The organism is Bacteroides sp. LFL-34 (assembly GCF_027257075.1).
Classification (GTDB): domain Bacteria; phylum Bacteroidota; class Bacteroidia; order Bacteroidales; family Bacteroidaceae; genus Bacteroides; species Bacteroides ovatus.
The window spans coordinates 1-16,401 of sequence record NZ_JAPQKZ010000031.1; the positions used below are offsets into that span (position 1 = coordinate 1).

10 protein-coding genes and 1 pseudogene are annotated in these 16,401 nt (G+C 47.4%); 5 read left to right on the top strand and 6 right to left on the bottom strand.

Translation table 11 applies throughout. The annotated features are described in order from the left end of the window. Positions 1–288 precede the first annotated feature (288 nt). Positions 289–732 (top strand): annotated as a pseudogene (locus N5O98_RS17540) (Bcr/CflA family drug resistance efflux transporter); the annotation flags it as partial. 121 nt (positions 733–853) lie between these two features. On the opposite strand, the gene N5O98_RS17545 reads toward N5O98_RS17540, so the two are convergent. The 5 genes from N5O98_RS17545 to N5O98_RS17565 all read right to left on the bottom strand — a co-directional run bounded on the left by N5O98_RS17545 (position 854) and on the right by N5O98_RS17565 (position 8,763). Further along, positions 854–2,290 (bottom strand): calcineurin-like phosphoesterase C-terminal domain-containing protein, encoded by a 1,437-nt coding sequence (locus N5O98_RS17545; protein WP_004310100.1) that lies wholly within the window; start codon positions 2,288–2,290, stop codon positions 854–856. 3 nt (positions 2,291–2,293) lie between these two features. Then, entirely contained in the window at positions 2,294–2,851 is a 558-nt protein-coding gene (locus N5O98_RS17550) for a hypothetical protein (RefSeq protein ID WP_008998758.1), read from the bottom strand. A gap of 69 nt (positions 2,852–2,920) precedes the next feature. Further along, on the bottom strand, positions 2,921–4,399 hold the full coding sequence (locus N5O98_RS17555; RefSeq protein ID WP_118161300.1) for a SusD/RagB family nutrient-binding outer membrane lipoprotein: 1,479 nt from the start codon (positions 4,397–4,399) through the stop codon (positions 2,921–2,923). 10 nt (positions 4,400–4,409) lie between these two features. Next, complete coding sequence (locus tag N5O98_RS17560; RefSeq protein ID WP_004321754.1) at positions 4,410–7,667, bottom strand: SusC/RagA family TonB-linked outer membrane protein; 3,258 nt, start codon at positions 7,665–7,667, stop codon at positions 4,410–4,412. 247 nt (positions 7,668–7,914) lie between these two features. Next, complete coding sequence (locus tag N5O98_RS17565; protein ID WP_118161299.1) at positions 7,915–8,763, bottom strand: helix-turn-helix domain-containing protein; 849 nt, start codon at positions 8,761–8,763, stop codon at positions 7,915–7,917. A gap of 158 nt (positions 8,764–8,921) precedes the next feature. On the opposite strand from N5O98_RS17565, the gene N5O98_RS17570 reads away from it, so the two are divergent. Genes N5O98_RS17570 through N5O98_RS17585 form a run of 4 tightly spaced genes read left to right on the top strand, consistent with a single transcriptional unit; the run spans position 8,922 to position 15,368 of the window. Next, entirely contained in the window at positions 8,922–10,127 is a 1,206-nt protein-coding gene (locus N5O98_RS17570; RefSeq protein WP_118161298.1) for an efflux RND transporter periplasmic adaptor subunit, read from the top strand. A gap of 17 nt (positions 10,128–10,144) precedes the next feature. Further along, positions 10,145–13,342 (top strand): efflux RND transporter permease subunit, encoded by a 3,198-nt coding sequence (locus tag N5O98_RS17575; protein ID WP_118161297.1) that lies wholly within the window; start codon positions 10,145–10,147, stop codon positions 13,340–13,342. Between the two features lie 42 nt (positions 13,343–13,384). Then, positions 13,385–14,749 carry a TolC family protein gene (locus tag N5O98_RS17580; protein ID WP_118161296.1) on the top strand — a complete coding sequence of 455 codons (1,365 nt, stop codon included), beginning with the start codon at positions 13,385–13,387 and terminating at the stop codon, positions 14,747–14,749. Between the two features lie 10 nt (positions 14,750–14,759). After that, entirely contained in the window at positions 14,760–15,368 is a 609-nt protein-coding gene (locus tag N5O98_RS17585; RefSeq protein WP_004326045.1) for a TetR/AcrR family transcriptional regulator, read from the top strand. Positions 15,369–15,471: 103 nt separating this feature from the next. Here N5O98_RS17585 and N5O98_RS17590 read toward each other — a convergent pair whose 3' ends face one another. Further along, positions 15,472–16,293 carry an Rpn family recombination-promoting nuclease/putative transposase gene (locus N5O98_RS17590; RefSeq protein WP_022200246.1) on the bottom strand — a complete coding sequence of 274 codons (822 nt, stop codon included), beginning with the start codon at positions 16,291–16,293 and terminating at the stop codon, positions 15,472–15,474. Positions 16,294–16,401 lie beyond the last annotated feature (108 nt).

Genomic DNA, 16,401 nt, shown 5'->3' on the forward strand with positions numbered 1-16,401 from the left:
AGGTTACGCAACGCACAGAAGAATAATGCAGTAGATAACTAACTAATTCGTAACCTATTACTATTATGAGCGATTACCCAATGCTCATTTCCAATAAATTACACTCTTTTCGTAACTTCGGTTTGCAAAATTATGAAAAAAAACAAGTAAGTTGTAACCCTATATAGGCTCAAATATAACGTTTTTTAACGAATGGCAGCTAGCATATCAAATAGGAGAAAGAATAGAAAGAAGCACAACCACTCCTGAAGTAAAGATGCGATATAATATGTACCGTAAGGTGAAGCTTGCTTCGCGGTGAATGCGGTAGCTATCGGGGTGGCAGCAGCTATCTCCGTGAAATTCCGCCAACCTGAAACTGGGACGCTGACCGGATGCATCGGTATGTTGTGTCTGTCCGTCTGTGTGATGATTGCCTTGTATAACGGATGCGGCTTCTGGACCTATGAACTGCTGATGTTCGCATTACTTTTCACAATGGGACTGACCTTTACTTCCTCCACCACCTTGGCGATGGATAGCGAACGCCGTTACGCCGGAGCAGCTTCCGCCCTGTTGGGAGCACTCTGTTTTGCTTCCGGAGGTATTGTTTCTCCGTTGGTCGGCTTGGGAAATATCCTTGTATCTACCGGAGTTACATTTGTGGTCTGCGCCATCTGTTCCCTGCTTTGTGCACTATGGGCGATGAGGAAAGTACCGATGAAAGTAGCAATGTGCCGGATTTTCCGTTAAAGTGAGATTGTTTCAAAAATAAAAGTCATGAGGAAGTTAAAGCTTAAACTCCCTCATGACTTTTATAATTTACTACCAGCATAATTATAATTACTACCAGTATAAACAGACTGAAATAAAACTACAGTTTTATCTCTTCCGTGAATATCTCCCCGAAACGATTCTTAACCACCACCTTGACAGATTTTGCATCTTTAGAAGGCTGTGCACGGAAAAGATGACGTGTGCGATAACCCGTTTTCTTTCCCTTTACCATATTGATATAATCCTGATCCTCATCGTCAAAAGCCTGCATAGCACCTTTCAACACTCCATCCTCGTACCAGTTTACCGTATACGTCCAGTCCCAATCCCAGATATTGGCTACCACATAGTCTTTCTGGCTTTCAAACTCTCCCGGTTGGTAAAGCCGAAACTGATAGTCCGGCGAACACCCTGTTGCCTTGTAACGCCATTTCACATCATCACCTTTCACTTGTACCACCAGATAACCGTTTGGTGCTCCGCAACGATTCACGTGTCCTGCCCACCATGCGCCGCAGGCCGCTCCGATATTATGTTCGTAAATGGTAGGGGCGGGCAACTGATTTTCATAAAAGTGCGTGTGTCCGGAGAAAATATGTACTTGGTAAGGCCTCAACAGTTGGAAAAGCGCATTGGCGTTGCGCGCATTTCCCCCCGCAGCTACCGTGTTATTAGCTACTGGAGCGTGAACGTTCAGGAACACGATATTTCCTTTAGGCACATAACTTAAATCTTTTCTCAACCAGTCCAAATCTTCCGGCGTGAAGCGTTCCGTGTATTTCTTGTTGCCGTCGTAATCAATATCCTTCATTGCTATCACATGCACTTTACCGATATTGAATGAATAGTTGGCCGGGCCGAATGACTGATAATAATTCTGTTCCCCATAACCATCCGCCGGATGATCCGTCTGCGTTATAGATTTGTAGAGCAGGTTGAAGTCGTGGTTTCCCATCAGTTGGAACATCGTCATTCCCAAGTTGGACACCGCTTGCCGGTAAGGAGCGTACAGGTTCATGGCATCCCACACCAGATCCCCCAGTCCCATGCCGATGATTTCGAAGTTCTTTAGTGAGTCGGCAGTCTGTTTCAGATCGGGCACTGTTTCCGTGCGGAAGCGGTCCAGTTGCTTTTCGTTTCTCACTTGCGGGTCGGAAAGGACGATGTAGACGAATTCATCCACCGGCTTCTGCCGTTTAGTCAATACGAAGTCACATTGGTTTTCGCTTTTCCCGGCATCCAGATATTGATAGAAACCATCTGCTACCCCCTCTTTGGAAGGAAGCTCATACGCTGCCGGAGTAGAGATGTAAACCATTGGATAACGTGTCGGATCAGTGTTCAGAACATAATTTCCTTCTGCATCAGTCGTATTGAAATGTGCCCCGTCTGTCACCACTACACCGCTGATGGGTTTACCTGTATTATCTTTCACACTACCTTTCACCACCGTCTGACCAAAGGCGGCAATAGCGTTCAGCTGGAAAAGCAAAACCGCTGCAAACAGCGTTTTTCTAAAATTGATCTTTTTCATTGCTTATAACTTTCTTAAAGTAACCTGATTGAATAATGCGATAATTTCTTCCGGTTCATCTGCCGACTTGAGAGCCTCCTCAAAAGACTTGCTGTTATCATCGAAACACATCACATTGGCGCAATCCAGAATATGACCCATGTTGAATGTAGCAACTTCCCGGCTCACCTCTTCTTTCTTCAATGCCTTCTTATAATATTTATTCACCTTATTAACCGCCTTGTAAATAGAAGGCTTCAAAATTTCGACCGAAGAATCCGTAAATCCGATTGTTACATCATACTCATGCGTATAATTCTGGATGAAAGTATTCCATTTTCCGGTAATGTCACTCCCCAGATAATGTTCCGCTTCAAACACTGGTTTGGTAGTCGGGATTTCTCCATACACGTCGAATATAAACACCGCTTTCGGCTTTTTGCCTACGGGAGTAGCTTCTTTTTCGTTTTTGGAAATATGGTTTTTTCCGGAGATATTCTCGTTCATGGCGAGCTCTCCTTTTTGCGCCGTTGCTGCCATCGTTATAACTAACACAACAGCCATACTGATTATTCTTTTCATATTCATTGAATTTTAAAGATTGATTGAAATGATAATTATTGCCGCAATCTTGGTGACCGACACATTCATTTATTGCTGCCACATCAGTCGGATATGGAAGTCATCGCCTCCCATGTTCGCTTTAGCCGCCTGATAATTCTTCAGATTAGTACGCTGCAGAGCAGATGGATATTTAAAGCGTTTCGGCATTTTGTTATTAGCATTTGCGATGCCGGGCCCCACAGGTAACACAGGAAAACCGGTACGGTTATATTCAAACCACTGCTGATAATCGCAGAAGAACAGTGCGACAAACTTCTGGTTCATGATTCGTTCCAGCGTATCATCATAAGCAGCTTCCGGATTTTCAAAATAATGGTCAGGCATTTTCTGTCCCCACTGTTCGATAGCCGCCTGCACTCCCTTCTGATAAGCCTCTTTGGCAGCGCTACTTCCTCCGTCGATCACTCCTTTTTTCAGTAATTCCGCTTTGATGAATTCCACTTCGGCATAAGGCATCATGGCAAGTTTCATAGGTGCCTTCGCCATTTCCTGATTCAGTCCCGAAGCAGTGATTGAAGGGAACGTCTGATAACCGCTGGGCAAACCCACATAATCTTTAGTCTGGTCGGGGAGAGTGACCTGTGTTGCATACACCTGCAGACGGGGATCGTTCCAACCTTTCAGCAGATTAACAAAGAACTCTGAAATCTGAACATAAGAAGTGAAATCCTGTGGACGGGTGAGCGGAGCTTCCTCCGGATAAGTTCCGCTGATGGCAAGCAGGGCAGCATCATCGTTCGATTCGAATACCGGATAAGTGGCGGGATCGGTCAGCATGGTACGCAGCTCCTGTTTCGCGTTGAATTCCGGCACGTCGATCACCCGGAGCAGTGCACGCAGACGGAGCGAGTTGCAGAACTTCTTCCATTTCAAAATACCGGTTGCATCCCCTTTGGACGTCTTGTACAACATTTCGCCCGATTGGTTGTAGATCAACCCGTTAGCTTTGTCGAACAACTCGTTAGCTGTTTTCAGATTGTCGATAATCTGTTGGTACACCTGCTGCTGGGTGTCGAACTTCGGTGCAAGTATTCCCTCGTCGGCGGAGCAGGCTTCGCTCATCGGAATATCACCGAAGGCATCCGTCAGAATCTGGTATAACCAACATTGCAAAGTCAGCGATATAGCATCGTAGTTGGGTTGTTTGGAGGCTTCCGGCAATTTTCCGGTGAGGCGCATCATCTCTTTGGCGTTGTTGATCCATTTATAATAAGTAGTCCATGTGCCGTCTCCTTCGCTGTCCGTCATATACCACCATCCCACACCGTTGGTGCTGCTGGTAGATACGGCGCATTGCATCAGGTCGTAGGTATAGCTGTTGTAGCGTTTCCAGTTGTAGACCGATGTTTCGTATAAAATCGGGTTGAGCAGCGTGCCGGGATTCACCTCATCCATGCGGGTGGGGTCTGTATTGAGTTCGTCGAAGCTGGTGCAGGAAGTCGTGCAGAGAGCTCCGCACAAAGTCATTCCCCATACTATATTTTTGAAAAGTTTATTGGTTTTCATAAGTCAGTGTTTAAAAAGATACGTTAATATTCAGTCCGAAAGTACGTGCCGTAGGCAGTGAGCCCGTCTCCACACCGGTCACCATCGAACTTCCGTTGAGGGCGGCAGATTCGGGGTCGAACAGAGGATAGTCAGTGATACAGAACAGGTTGCGTGCGTAGAGTGCCACCGATGCTTTGCTGAACGGTGTTTTCTTCAGTGTGCTGTTCGGCAACTTGTACTCCAGTCTCATTTCGCGCAACTTGAGGAATGAAGTGTCGAACGTGTTAGTTTCCACATTGGCCATCCGGTAATATTCCTTATAATAACTTTCCACGGTCACCACTTTGGTGTTTGGCGAGTAAGTTCCGTCATCGTTCTTCACTGTTCCCGGAGCAATCATGTACATCCCGTCTTGTGGTGAAAGTCCGGCGGCAGCGATGCGCGGGTCGTCTTTCGACATATAAAATTCCGTTCCCGGCAGACGTCCGTTCAGGGTATGTTGCAGTTTTCCCTGTTCCGTCATTTTGTGGTGCGAGTGCGAGTACATTTTACCTCCCACCTGTCCGTCGAGCAGGACGCTAAGCGTGAAGTTCTTGTAAGAAAATTCATTGTACAGTCCGGCTTTCCATTTCGGATAGGCCGTGCCGACGTATTCGATCTCTCCCGAACGTTCGGGCAATCCGTTGTCGTTGATGACCACATTTCCTTCCGGGTCGCGTACCAGTTTATATCCCCAGAGATCGCCCGTAGTTCCACCCACACGTCCGATGATAGACACACTACCGATACTGCTGATTAACTGGTTCTCATCCGCCCCTTCCGCCAGTGAGAGAATCCGGTTCTCGTTCTTAGACCAGGTGAAAGTAGCATTCCATCGGAAATCCCTGCTGACTACCGGAGTAACGTCCAACTGGATTTCGTAACCGCGGTTGCGGACGCATCCCGAATTGATGGTAGCTTTGCTGTAACCTGTGGTCGGGTCCATCGGAGCATCCAGAATCTGGTTTTTGGTGCGGTTATAATAGAATGTGAAATCGAGTCCGATGCGGTTGTGAAACATACGGAAGTCGAATCCCGTTTCGTAATTGGTCGAAATCTCCGGTTTGAAATCCTGATTATAGAGCGTAGAAGATACGATGGCCGATCCGGGGAAATCGCTCGTGCCATAATAGGGCGATGTCTTGTAAGGGTCTGTGTCATTGCCCACCTGTGCCAGCGAACCTCTCACTTTCAACAGACTGATCTGTTCCGGCAACGTGAACCACTCGTTCATCACTGCACTGACGCTGACCGACGGATAGAAGAAAGAACGGTTACTTTTCGGCAGGGTAGACGACCAGTCATTGCGCCCGGTGACATCGAGAAACAGTTTATCCTTATACGAGAAATTGGCCGTGAAATAAAGACTGTTCAGCGCTTTCTTTTTGATAACCGTCTGCACGTTCGGGTTGGAAACACCGTTTGCCAGTTTGTATACTCCCGGCGTAATCAATCCTACCACCGAGGCAGCCAACATATCGTAGCTTTGTTGCATCATGTTTCCACCTGCCGAAGCGTTGACACGCAATCCGTTGGCGAATGAATCATGGTAAGTAAATAAAGCATCGCTGTTTAATTCATAATCGAACACATTCTGTTTCTTGAAAAACCCGTTTCCGAAAACCACGTCACTGATAGGACGATGCTGTTCGCGTTGGTCGGCTGACAACTGGATACCGGACCGGATCATGAAATCGAATTTACTGTTGATGCGCAGATTGGCAGAAATGGATGATACATTACTGTGTTTCTCCGAAGGATTTTCAGATTCGTATAGAATGACATACGGGTTTCCGATAAAGGAACTGTACGGTTGGAGCTGTTTCACATTTTCCTGTCCGGTACGCCACATCGGACGCAACCAGTCGAGGTTGACATTCGGATTCTGGAAGATAAGGAAGTAGGAGATAGAGTTACTGTTATATCCCAGTGCAGGCGTGTTGTTGAGCTTGCGGTACGTATAACTCGACTTGAAATTAATGCGCAGTGCCCTCGAAATCTGCTGTTGGGCGGAAACCATGGCGGTGATACGCTGGAAACCTGTATTGGGGAGAATCCATTCGTTCTTAGTGTGGGTGATGGACGCCCGTACGCTGCCCCGGTCGGATTTTCCGGTCAAGGCTACCGAGTTGGTCAGGGTGTATCCTGTCTGGAACAAATCTTTGCGGTTGTTTTTGTACGCTACCCAAGGGGTGGCAACAGAAGCGCGTCCCTGCGTTACGGGGTCATATTGGTAGAACAACCTGTTGGCGTCGAAACGTGCTCCGTAGGCGCTACTGGTTCCGCTAGTGCTTGCGTAACTGCCGTCTTCCGCTTTCCCGTAAGAGTAATAGGGCTGGCCTTCGTAGATAGAACCTGCCGGACCGATATTGCTCGGCAATCCCTGTCCGAATTCATACTGGTAATCGGGCCATCTCATCACATCGTCAATACTGAAGTTACCGCTGTAAGACACACCGATACCTTTGGGTGCACCCGCTCCCGATTTGGTAGTCACCATAATCACGCCATTGGCTGCACGCGTACCGTACAAGGCTGTCGCACTGGCCCCTTTTAATACTTGGATGCTTTCGATATCATCCGGATTGATGTCGGAGAATCCGTTACCATAGTCCACGGAAAGTTCGCTGTTTGAACCTGCACCGTAGGCAACACCCGGATTGGTCATCGGACTACTCATCGGTACACCGTCCACTACCACCAATGCGTCGTTTCCGTTCTGGTTCAGCGAGACGTCCCCCCGCAGCGAGATACGGCTCGAATTAAGCGGACCACCGGAAGAGATAACACTCAATCCGGCTACCTTGCCGTTCAGTGCCGTCGACCAGTTGGTGGGCAGGGCACTCGTAATCATATCCCCTTTCACGGTTTCCGTGGCATATCCCAATCCTTTTTCTTCACGTTTGATCCCCAGGGCAGTCACCACCACATCATTCAGTTGTTGCGACTCTTCCGCCAGTTTTACGTTCATCGTATTGCCTGCATAGTTCTTCTGTAGCGTTTTATATCCCACATAACTGAATACAAGCAAATCCTTTTGAGTCAATGTTTTCTTAGTCTTCAGGGAGTAGTTTCCGTCGATGTCGGTCACCGTGCCGTCTGTCGAGTTTTTCACAGCTACGGTAGCCCCGATTAACGGTTCCCCGCCTTCACTTGTGATTTTTCCTTTCACTGTTGTCTGTGCGTATGCAGAGCCACAGCACAAGAGCCCAATCGACAGAGAAAGCAGCCATTTGTTTCTTTTCATAATCTTTTACCTTGCTTCTTTTAATTTATTAAATGAAATAAAGTTATTCACACCCGTGTTTTTGTTTCACGGTGCAAAGGAATGCAAGGCAGATTAAGATAGTATTACAGATCTGTTAACAATCTGTGTTGTGCGATAAATACAAATTAATAAAATAAATGGAGGCACGGATTACACGGTTTTAGTTAATAAAAGAACCGCGTAATCCGTGCCTAATAATCTAATAATAAAAGATTATTTTACTTGATTAGATAGAATACTTACTCTGATACTCTTTCGGCGACATTCCCTCGTGCCGTTTGAAGTACCTTCCTAAATACGACTGATCGGGAAAACCAAGTCGGTCGGCTATTTCCTGAATCGTCAGTCCGGTGGATTGAAGCAACACTTTTATCTCCAGGATGGCAAAGTCGTCGATAATCTTTTTGGCAGCCTCGCCCGTCACGCTTTTGCAAATACCTGTCAGGTATTTGGTGGAGATACACAGTTTGCTGGCGTAGAAAGTCACTTCCCGTTGTGAGATACAGTTTTCATGTACCAGTGCGATGAAATTCTTAAAGATTTCATCCTGCCGGCTTCCTCCTTCGATTTCCTGTCGGTCGAAGTAGCGGTAACACTTATCATAAATATCCAGCATAAACGACTGGAGATGATTTTTGGCGATCTGGTTGCGGAAACGGTTTTCACGATCGTTGTATATAGCTGTTGTGGCACGCATTAACCCGTTGATTGCTCCTGTGCTTTCATCCTTGAGTGTATAGCACGGTTTTTCTTTGATGAACCGGAAGAAGATCGGCTCGAAACGGAGGCAGGCTTCGCGAAACATTTCTTTGGGAAATCCGAAGAAAGAAGCTGTGAAATCGCTGCTGTTGCCATTGATGCGGATAATCGTTCCCGGCAAGAGCACGATTTGAGTGTTTTCTACTATTTCATAGTCTTTCAGGTCGATTGTGACGTGTGCCCATCCGCTTCTGCAAAAATAGATGGCACCCCCTTCCAGTTTCCACAGGCGTTGCATAATTGGAGACAGGTTTTCGTCCATTCCGGCAACGAACGGTTCATAAAGTATGGCTAGGCTAGAGTTTTTTGATTCCATTGTTGTTCTTATTTTGGGTACAAAAATAGGACTTTTTCACTAAATATCGGTTTTAATGTTCCTAAAATGAACAAAACTGAAGATACTAAGTCCAGTTTCCTATGAAGAAAACAGTCTACCTTTGCCGCGTTCAAAAATAGTTAAATAGGTAACAGAAAATGAGTAAAAAGGTATGTAAAGTGAAGCAAGGGCTATTGTTGCTCTGCTGTATGGTAGCTGCTACGGGCTGTAAACAAGCTCCTCCGGCACAAATGGAAACAGAATACGAAGTGATGACCGTTTCTCCGGCCGACCGGATGATTTCAAGCGCCTACTCGGCGACCATCCGCGGACGTCAGGATATTGATATTTACCCCCAGGTAAGTGGTACGCTGACTAAAGTCTGTGTAACGGAAGGGCAGCGTGTAAAGAACGGACAGACATTGTTCATCATCGACCAAGTGCCGTATGAAGCTGCTTTGCAGACGGCAGTGGCAAACGTTGAATCGGCCAAAGCCTCTCTGGCTACAGCGCAACTGACGTATGACAGTAAAGAGGAACTGTATAAAGAGAACGTAATTTCCTCTTTCGATTTGAGTACGGCAAAAAACTCCCTGTTGGCTGCCAAAGCACAGTTGGCACAGGCCAAGGCGCAGGAAGTGAGTGCCCGCAATAATCTTTCTTATACGGTTGTGAAAAGTCCGGCCGACGGAGTGGTAGGCACGTTGCCTTACCGTGTAGGAGCTTTGGTTAGTTCCGCCCTTGCCCAGCCGTTGACTACCGTTTCCGACAATTCGGATATGTACGTCTACTTCTCCATGACGGAAAACCAATTACTGGGACTGATCCGCCAATACGGTTCTAAAGAGGAAGCATTGAAAAATATGCCTGCCATCGACCTGCAACTGAACGATAAGTCAGCCTACTCCGAACGGGGACAGATTGAATCTATCAGCGGAGTGATCGACCGTTCGACGGGTACGGTCAGCCTGCGTGCAGTTTTCCCGAACAAGGAAGGATTGCTGCATAGCGGTGGTGCGGGTAATGTGATTGTTCCTGTTCAAAAAACAGCTGCGCTGACCATTCCACAGGCTGCCACTTTCGAAATACAAGATAAGAGATATGTCTATAAGGTAGTGGACGGCAAGGCTCAATCCAGCCAGGTACAAGTGACCCGTGTCAATGGCGGTCGGGAATTTATTGTAGATGAAGGATTGGCACCGGGAGATGTGATCGTGGCAGAAGGAGTAGGTTTGCTTCGTGAAGGTACTCCGGTCAAGGCAAAGGCTGCTCAAACTCCAGTGGCAGGAGTGACAAATGCTAATCAATCCTCATCAACAGAGACAACAACGAAGTCTCCGGCAACTACTACTACTGAAAATTAAACAAGGAGGAATCATTCATGAATTTAAGAACCTTTATAGAACGCCCCGTATTATCGGCAGTCATCTCTATCACGATTGTCGTAGTGGGTATCATCGGGCTGTTCAGCTTGCCCGTTGAGCAGTATCCCGATATTGCTCCGCCTACCATTATGGTGAGTACCACCTATTATGGCGCCAGTGCGGAAACATTGCAGAAGAGTGTTATTGCGCCTTTGGAAGAGGCGATCAACGGAGTGGAAGACATGACCTACATGACTTCCTCCGCCACCAATTCCGGTTCGGTGAGCATCACCGTCTATTTTAAGCAGGGCACAGACCCCGATATGGCGGCTGTCAACGTGCAGAACCGTGTATCACGTGCTACGGGACAACTTCCGGCGGAGGTAACCCAGGTCGGTGTGACCACTTCCAAGCGTCAGACGAGTATTCTGCAGATGTTCTCATTGTATAGTCCGGACGACAGTTACGACGAGAACTTCCTGTCCAACTATATCAGCATCAACCTGAAACCGCAGATTCTTCGTATCTCCGGTGTGGGCGACCTGATGATTATGGGCGGTGAATATAGTATGCGTGTATGGATGAAACCGGACGTGATGGCGCAGTACAAACTGATTCCGTCCGATATCACCGGTGTGCTTGCCGAGCAGAATATCGAATCGGCTACCGGTTCGTTCGGTGAAAATTCCGATGAGACTTATCAGTATACGATGAAGTACACCGGACGTCTCATTACTCCCGAAGAATTCGGGGATATCGTCATCCGTTCCACCGACAATGGCGAAGTCTTGAAACTGAAAGACGTTGCCGATATCCAACTGGGACAGGACAGCTACGCTTACCACGGTGGTATGGACGGTCATCCGGGTGTATCCTGTATGGTGTTCCAGACGGCAGGTTCCAATGCGACCGAAGTAAACCAGAATATCGACAAACTCCTCGAAGAGGCAAGCAAAGACCTTCCGAAAGGCGTGGAACTGACGCAGATGATGAGCTCCAACGACTTCCTGTTCGCTTCCATTCATGAGGTGGTGAAAACGTTGATCGAGGCTATCATTCTGGTTATCCTTGTGGTGTACGTCTTCTTGCAGGACTTCCGTTCTACATTGATTCCGCTGGTCGGAATTGTGGTTTCCCTGGTGGGTACGTTTGCTTTCATGGCGATAGCCGGATTCAGTATCAACCTGCTGACCCTGTTTGCGCTAGTGCTCGTTATCGGTACGGTGGTGGATGATGCCATTATTGTCGTCGAGGCGGTGCAGGCGCGGTTCGATGTGGGCTACAGGTCGTCATATATGGCAAGTATCGACGCTATGAAAGGAATCAGTAATGCCGTTATCACCTCTTCGCTGGTATTTATGGCGGTGTTCATTCCGGTGTCCTTCATGGGCGGCACTTCCGGTACGTTCTATACCCAGTTCGGTTTGACGATGGCGGTTGCGGTAGGTATCTCCGCTATTAACGCGTTGACTTTGAGTCCGGCTTTGTGTGCACTGCTGCTGAAACCTTATATTAATGAAGACGGAACGCAGAAGAACAACTTTGCGGCACGCTTCCGTAAGGCTTTCAATTCGGCTTTCGATGTGATGGTGGATAAATATAAGACGATTGTATTGTTCTTTATCAAGCGCAGATGGTTGACATGGTCGTTGCTGGCTTGTTCCGTGGTATTGCTTGTGTTACTGATGAATAACACGAAGACCAGTCTGGTACCCGACGAAGATCAGGGTGTTATTTTCGTGAATGTAAGTACGGCGGCAGGCAGTTCGCTGACAACGACGGATAAGGTGATGGAACGTATCGAAAAACGCCTGATAGAAATACCTCAACTGAAACACGTGCAGAAAGTGGCCGGTTACGGATTGTTGGCAGGACAGGGTAGTTCGTTCGGTATGTTGATTCTCAAACTGAAACCGTGGGACGAACGTCCGGGTGATGAGGACAATGTGCAGTCGGTGATCGGTCAGGTATATGCGCGTACGGCTGATATCAAGGATGCCAGTGTGTTCGCCATCTCCCCGGGTATGATTCCGGGTTACGGTATGGGTAATGCGCTCGAAATCCACATGCAGGATAAGATGGGCGGTGATATGAACGAGTTCTTTACCACCACCCAGCAATACTTGGGAGCTTTGAACCAGCGGCCTGAAATATCGATGGCTTATTCGACGTTCGACGTTCGCTATCCGCAGTGGACGGTAGAGGTGGATGCGGCTAAATGTAAGCGTGCAGGTATCACGCCCGATGCAGTGTTGAGTACGCTGTCCGGTTATTACGGTGGACAGTATGTGTCCAATTTCAACCGTTTTTCTAAAGTGTACCGTGTCATGATTCAGGCCGATCCGGTGTTCCGTTTGGACGAAACTTCCCTCGATAATGCTTTTGTGCGTATGTCGAATGGAGAGATGGCGCCATTGAGCCAGTTCGTTACGCTGACCCGTAGCTACGGTGCGGAATCGTTGAGCCGTTTCAATATGTATAACTCCATTGCGGTAAATGCGATGCCGGCCGACGGATATAGTACGGGAGACGCCATCAAGGCTGTGCAGGAAACTGCCGAACAGTCTCTTCCGAAAGGCTATGGCTATGATTACGGAGGTATCACCCGTGAGGAAAACCAGCAGAGCGGTACGACGATCATTATTTTCGGTATCTGCTTCCTGATGATTTACCTTATTTTGAGTGCGCTTTATGAGAGCTTCATTATTCCGTTCGCTGTGCTTTTGAGTGTGCCTTGCGGATTGATGGGTAGCTTCCTTTTCGCCTGGATGTTCGGACTGGAGAATAATATTTATCTGCAAACAGGTTTGATTATGTTGATCGGTCTGCTGGCGAAGACGGCTATTTTGCTGACGGAATATGCTGCCGAACGTCGTAAAGCAGGTATGGGGCTGATTGCTTCTGCGGTCAGTGCGGCTAAAGCCCGTCTGCGTCCGATTCTGATGACGGCATTGACGATGATTTTCGGTCTGTTCCCGTTGATGATGTCAAGTGGAGTGGGAGCCAACGGTAACCGTTCATTGGGTACGGGTGTAGTAGGTGGTATGACCATCGGTACGTTGGCGTTGCTCTTCATCGTGCCTACTTTGTTTATTGCTTTCCAGTGGTTGCAGGAACGTTTGCGTCCCGTGCAGAGCGTCCCGACGCATGACTGGCAGATTGAAGAAGAAATCAAAGTGAGCGAGGAAGAAAAATCTAAAGCTGGAAAAGAATAATTGATGATTAAAGGTTTTAGACCTGAATTAAAATAAGAACTAATGAGAAAAATAATCATTCTGTCCGCAGCAACGCTTATATTGAGTAGTTGCGGTATCTACAATAAATACAAACCGGTATCGGAAGTTCCCGAAGGACTTTACGGCAGCGAGTCTGTTGCTGCCACCGATACGGCAAACTTCGGTAACCTCTCGTGGCGGGAGGTCTTTACCGACCCTTATCTGCAGAATTTGGTGGATTCGGCACTCTTGCGCAACACCGATATGCAGACTGCCCATTTGCGTGTGAAAGAAGCGGAAGCCACGCTGTTGACGTCCAAACTGTCTTATCTGCCTTCTTTGTTTCTGGCACCGGAAGGAGCTGCCAGCAGCTTCGACCGTGGAAAGGCTACACAAACTTATTCGCTGCCCGTGACTGCTTCGTGGGAACTGGATATTTTTGGAAAGGTGACAACAGCAAAGCGTCGTGCGAAAGCTGCCTACGAACAGAGCAAGGAATATGAACAGGCTGTCAAGACGCAGTTGGTAGCATCCGTTGCCAATACGTATTACACCTTGCTGATGCTCGATTCGCAGTATGAGATAGCTGTGGCTACCGAAGCTGCCTGGAAAGAAAGTGTAAATGCCACCCGTGCCATGAAAAAGGCCGGGATGGTGAATGAGGCCGGACTGGCGCAGACGGAGGCTACCTACTTCAATATATGTACCACCGTACTCGACCTGAAAGAGCAAATCAATCAGGCGGAAAATTCACTGGCACTTTTACTGGCAGAAACTCCCCACAAAATACAGCGTGGCAAACTGGGAAATCAACAGTTGCCGGAAAACTTCTCCGTGGGTGTTCCCTTACAGATGCTTGCCAACCGTCCTGACGTGCGTAGCGCAGAATTTTCGTTGGCACAGGCTTTCTATACAACGAATGCCGCACGTGCCGCTTTCTATCCTTCCATCACGTTGAGCGGCAGCGCAGGGTGGACAAACAGTGCAGGGAGCATGATTGTCAACCCGGGTAAGTTCCTGGCCTCCGCCGTGGCTTCCCTGACGCAGCCTTTGTTTAATAAAGGAGCGAACATCGCCCAACTGAAAATAGCGAAAGCCCAACAGGAGGAAGCCCGCCTTAGTTTCGAACAGACCTTGCTGAACGCAGGCGTGGAAGTGAACGAGGCACTGGTGCAGTACCAGACTGCCCGCGAGAAAGCCGACTACTACAACAAGCAGGTGGCTTCTCTGCAAACAGCAGCCAAGAGCACAAGCCTGTTGATGAAACATGGCAACACCACTTATCTGGAAGTATTGACCGCCCAACAGACGTTGCTCAACGCGCAACTGTCACAAGTGGCGAACCGCTTTACCGAAATCCAAGGCGTAATCAATTTGTATCAGGCATTGGGTGGCGGCCGTATGTAGGGAGGTATGTATGAATCCAGAAACACTGCGTTGCCGGATACTCGACTACACCAAGCGGGAAATGTACCAGCATGGTGCCGACGGGTTGACGATGGATGATATAGCCAGGGGAATGAAGATGTCGAAGCGGACACTCTACAAGCTCTTTCCCAGCAAAACGAGTCTGTTCCGTGTCTGTCTTTCTGATTTTGCTAACGGAATCAGAAGCCAGATCCAGCAAAAACAGATACGGATGGACAGCTCGTGCATGGAGGCACTTTTCATCACAGTGGATGGCTATCTCACCCTGCTTCATTCGCTGGGGAAGAAGTTGCTGATGGATATTGCTACCGACAGGGAATACCGTGCTGCTTTCGAGCGGGAGGAGGCTTTCTGGTTGCAGCAGTTGATTGATGTCTTGACGCATTGTAAGATTTGCGGTTATCTGCTTCCCGGAGTCGATCCCGACCGTTTTGCACCGGATTTGCAGGAGGTCATCTACCAGAGCAGCTTGCAAGGCACCCCGTACCTGGTGCAGCGTATGTTGAACTATACGCTTCTGCGGGGGCTTTTTAAGATGGACGGTATCCGTTATATTGACGAACACCTGAAACCTGATAATTTGAATGTTTGTGTATGAAGAGAAAGAGGTGGACTACCCTGCAAAGGGAGCTCACCTCTTTTTATTTTCTTCGTTCGTAAACGGTTGGTTACAACATAGTGCCTTTATGAATCCGATTACTTTATAACCCTTCGATTATGCTTAAAGGTAAATCGGTACATTCGGCGATAGACTCATTGTCTATCCCTTTGGCTTTCATGTTCCGGGCTATTTTCAGCTGGGTTTCTTGTGCACCTTTTTGTTCAGCTGCATCCATTGTCACCAAATAATCTCGGTACACTTTGACGCTATTGTCGTATCGCTCCCTGTCTTCCGGAGACATAGAAGCCACATCAGCGATATCTTCCAATTTCTCGAAGACAGCTTTTCGTGCCTTGAACGGCATGCGTTTTAAAGTTTCCATATTATTTAATATATAAATCCAACGTTCAAAATTCGTTTCGCATTCCTCTTCGTTTTTGTTGAAGAGAGGGAGGGCGATAAAGATTTCCCGGAACTTATCCGAGAAGAGTTCTCCTGTTTCCCTGTCACTTAGAATAACATCTGTGCGGAGTTTTATGTTCTTGTCGATAATGAAATTCATCAAGAAAACTCCGTATACGGCTTTTATTTCAAACTTCCATTCATTGCCTACCCTTCCTTGATTGATGATGGCACGCGATAAATAATAAATCGAGCGTTCTTTGAAGTTGCTTTGCATACGGTTCTGCATTTCAACGATGATTTTTTCGCCTGTGTCCGTGGTGCAATATACATCATAGATAATACCTCGTCCTTCCGGATAGAGCGGCAATTGCTCATTATTCAAAAACTGTAAGTCCGTTATCACTCGTTCACCTTCGAGCAGGTCGTTCAGAAATTCGATTAGTAAATCCTTAGACACTTCTCTGCCGAATATTAGTTTGAATCCGTAGTCGGTGAACGGATTGATAAATTTACTCATTGTTTTGGGTCGCTTCTTTTTATGTTTTGCAAAGAGACGTTTCTCTTTATACATAAAAAAGAGGCTTTTTCTTCGTACTACAAAGGTACGATAATTCTTGGTTTTCCA

Coding starts and splice junctions, on each gene's coding strand:
- N5O98_RS17545 (WP_004310100.1), bottom strand. CDS start 2,290: ATGAAAAAGATCAATTTTAGAAAAACGCTGTTTGCAGCGGTTTTGCTT.
- N5O98_RS17550 (WP_008998758.1), bottom strand. CDS start 2,851: ATGAAAAGAATAATCAGTATGGCTGTTGTGTTAGTTATAACGATGGCA.
- N5O98_RS17555 (WP_118161300.1), bottom strand. CDS start 4,399: ATGAAAACCAATAAACTTTTCAAAAATATAGTATGGGGAATGACTTTG.
- N5O98_RS17560 (WP_004321754.1), bottom strand. CDS start 7,667: ATGAAAAGAAACAAATGGCTGCTTTCTCTGTCGATTGGGCTCTTGTGC.
- N5O98_RS17565 (WP_118161299.1), bottom strand. CDS start 8,763: ATGGAATCAAAAAACTCTAGCCTAGCCATACTTTATGAACCGTTCGTT.
- N5O98_RS17570 (WP_118161298.1), top strand. CDS start 8,922: ATGAGTAAAAAGGTATGTAAAGTGAAGCAAGGGCTATTGTTGCTCTGC.
- N5O98_RS17575 (WP_118161297.1), top strand. CDS start 10,145: ATGAATTTAAGAACCTTTATAGAACGCCCCGTATTATCGGCAGTCATC.
- N5O98_RS17580 (WP_118161296.1), top strand. CDS start 13,385: ATGAGAAAAATAATCATTCTGTCCGCAGCAACGCTTATATTGAGTAGT.
- N5O98_RS17585 (WP_004326045.1), top strand. CDS start 14,760: ATGAATCCAGAAACACTGCGTTGCCGGATACTCGACTACACCAAGCGG.
- N5O98_RS17590 (WP_022200246.1), bottom strand. CDS start 16,293: ATGAGTAAATTTATCAATCCGTTCACCGACTACGGATTCAAACTAATA.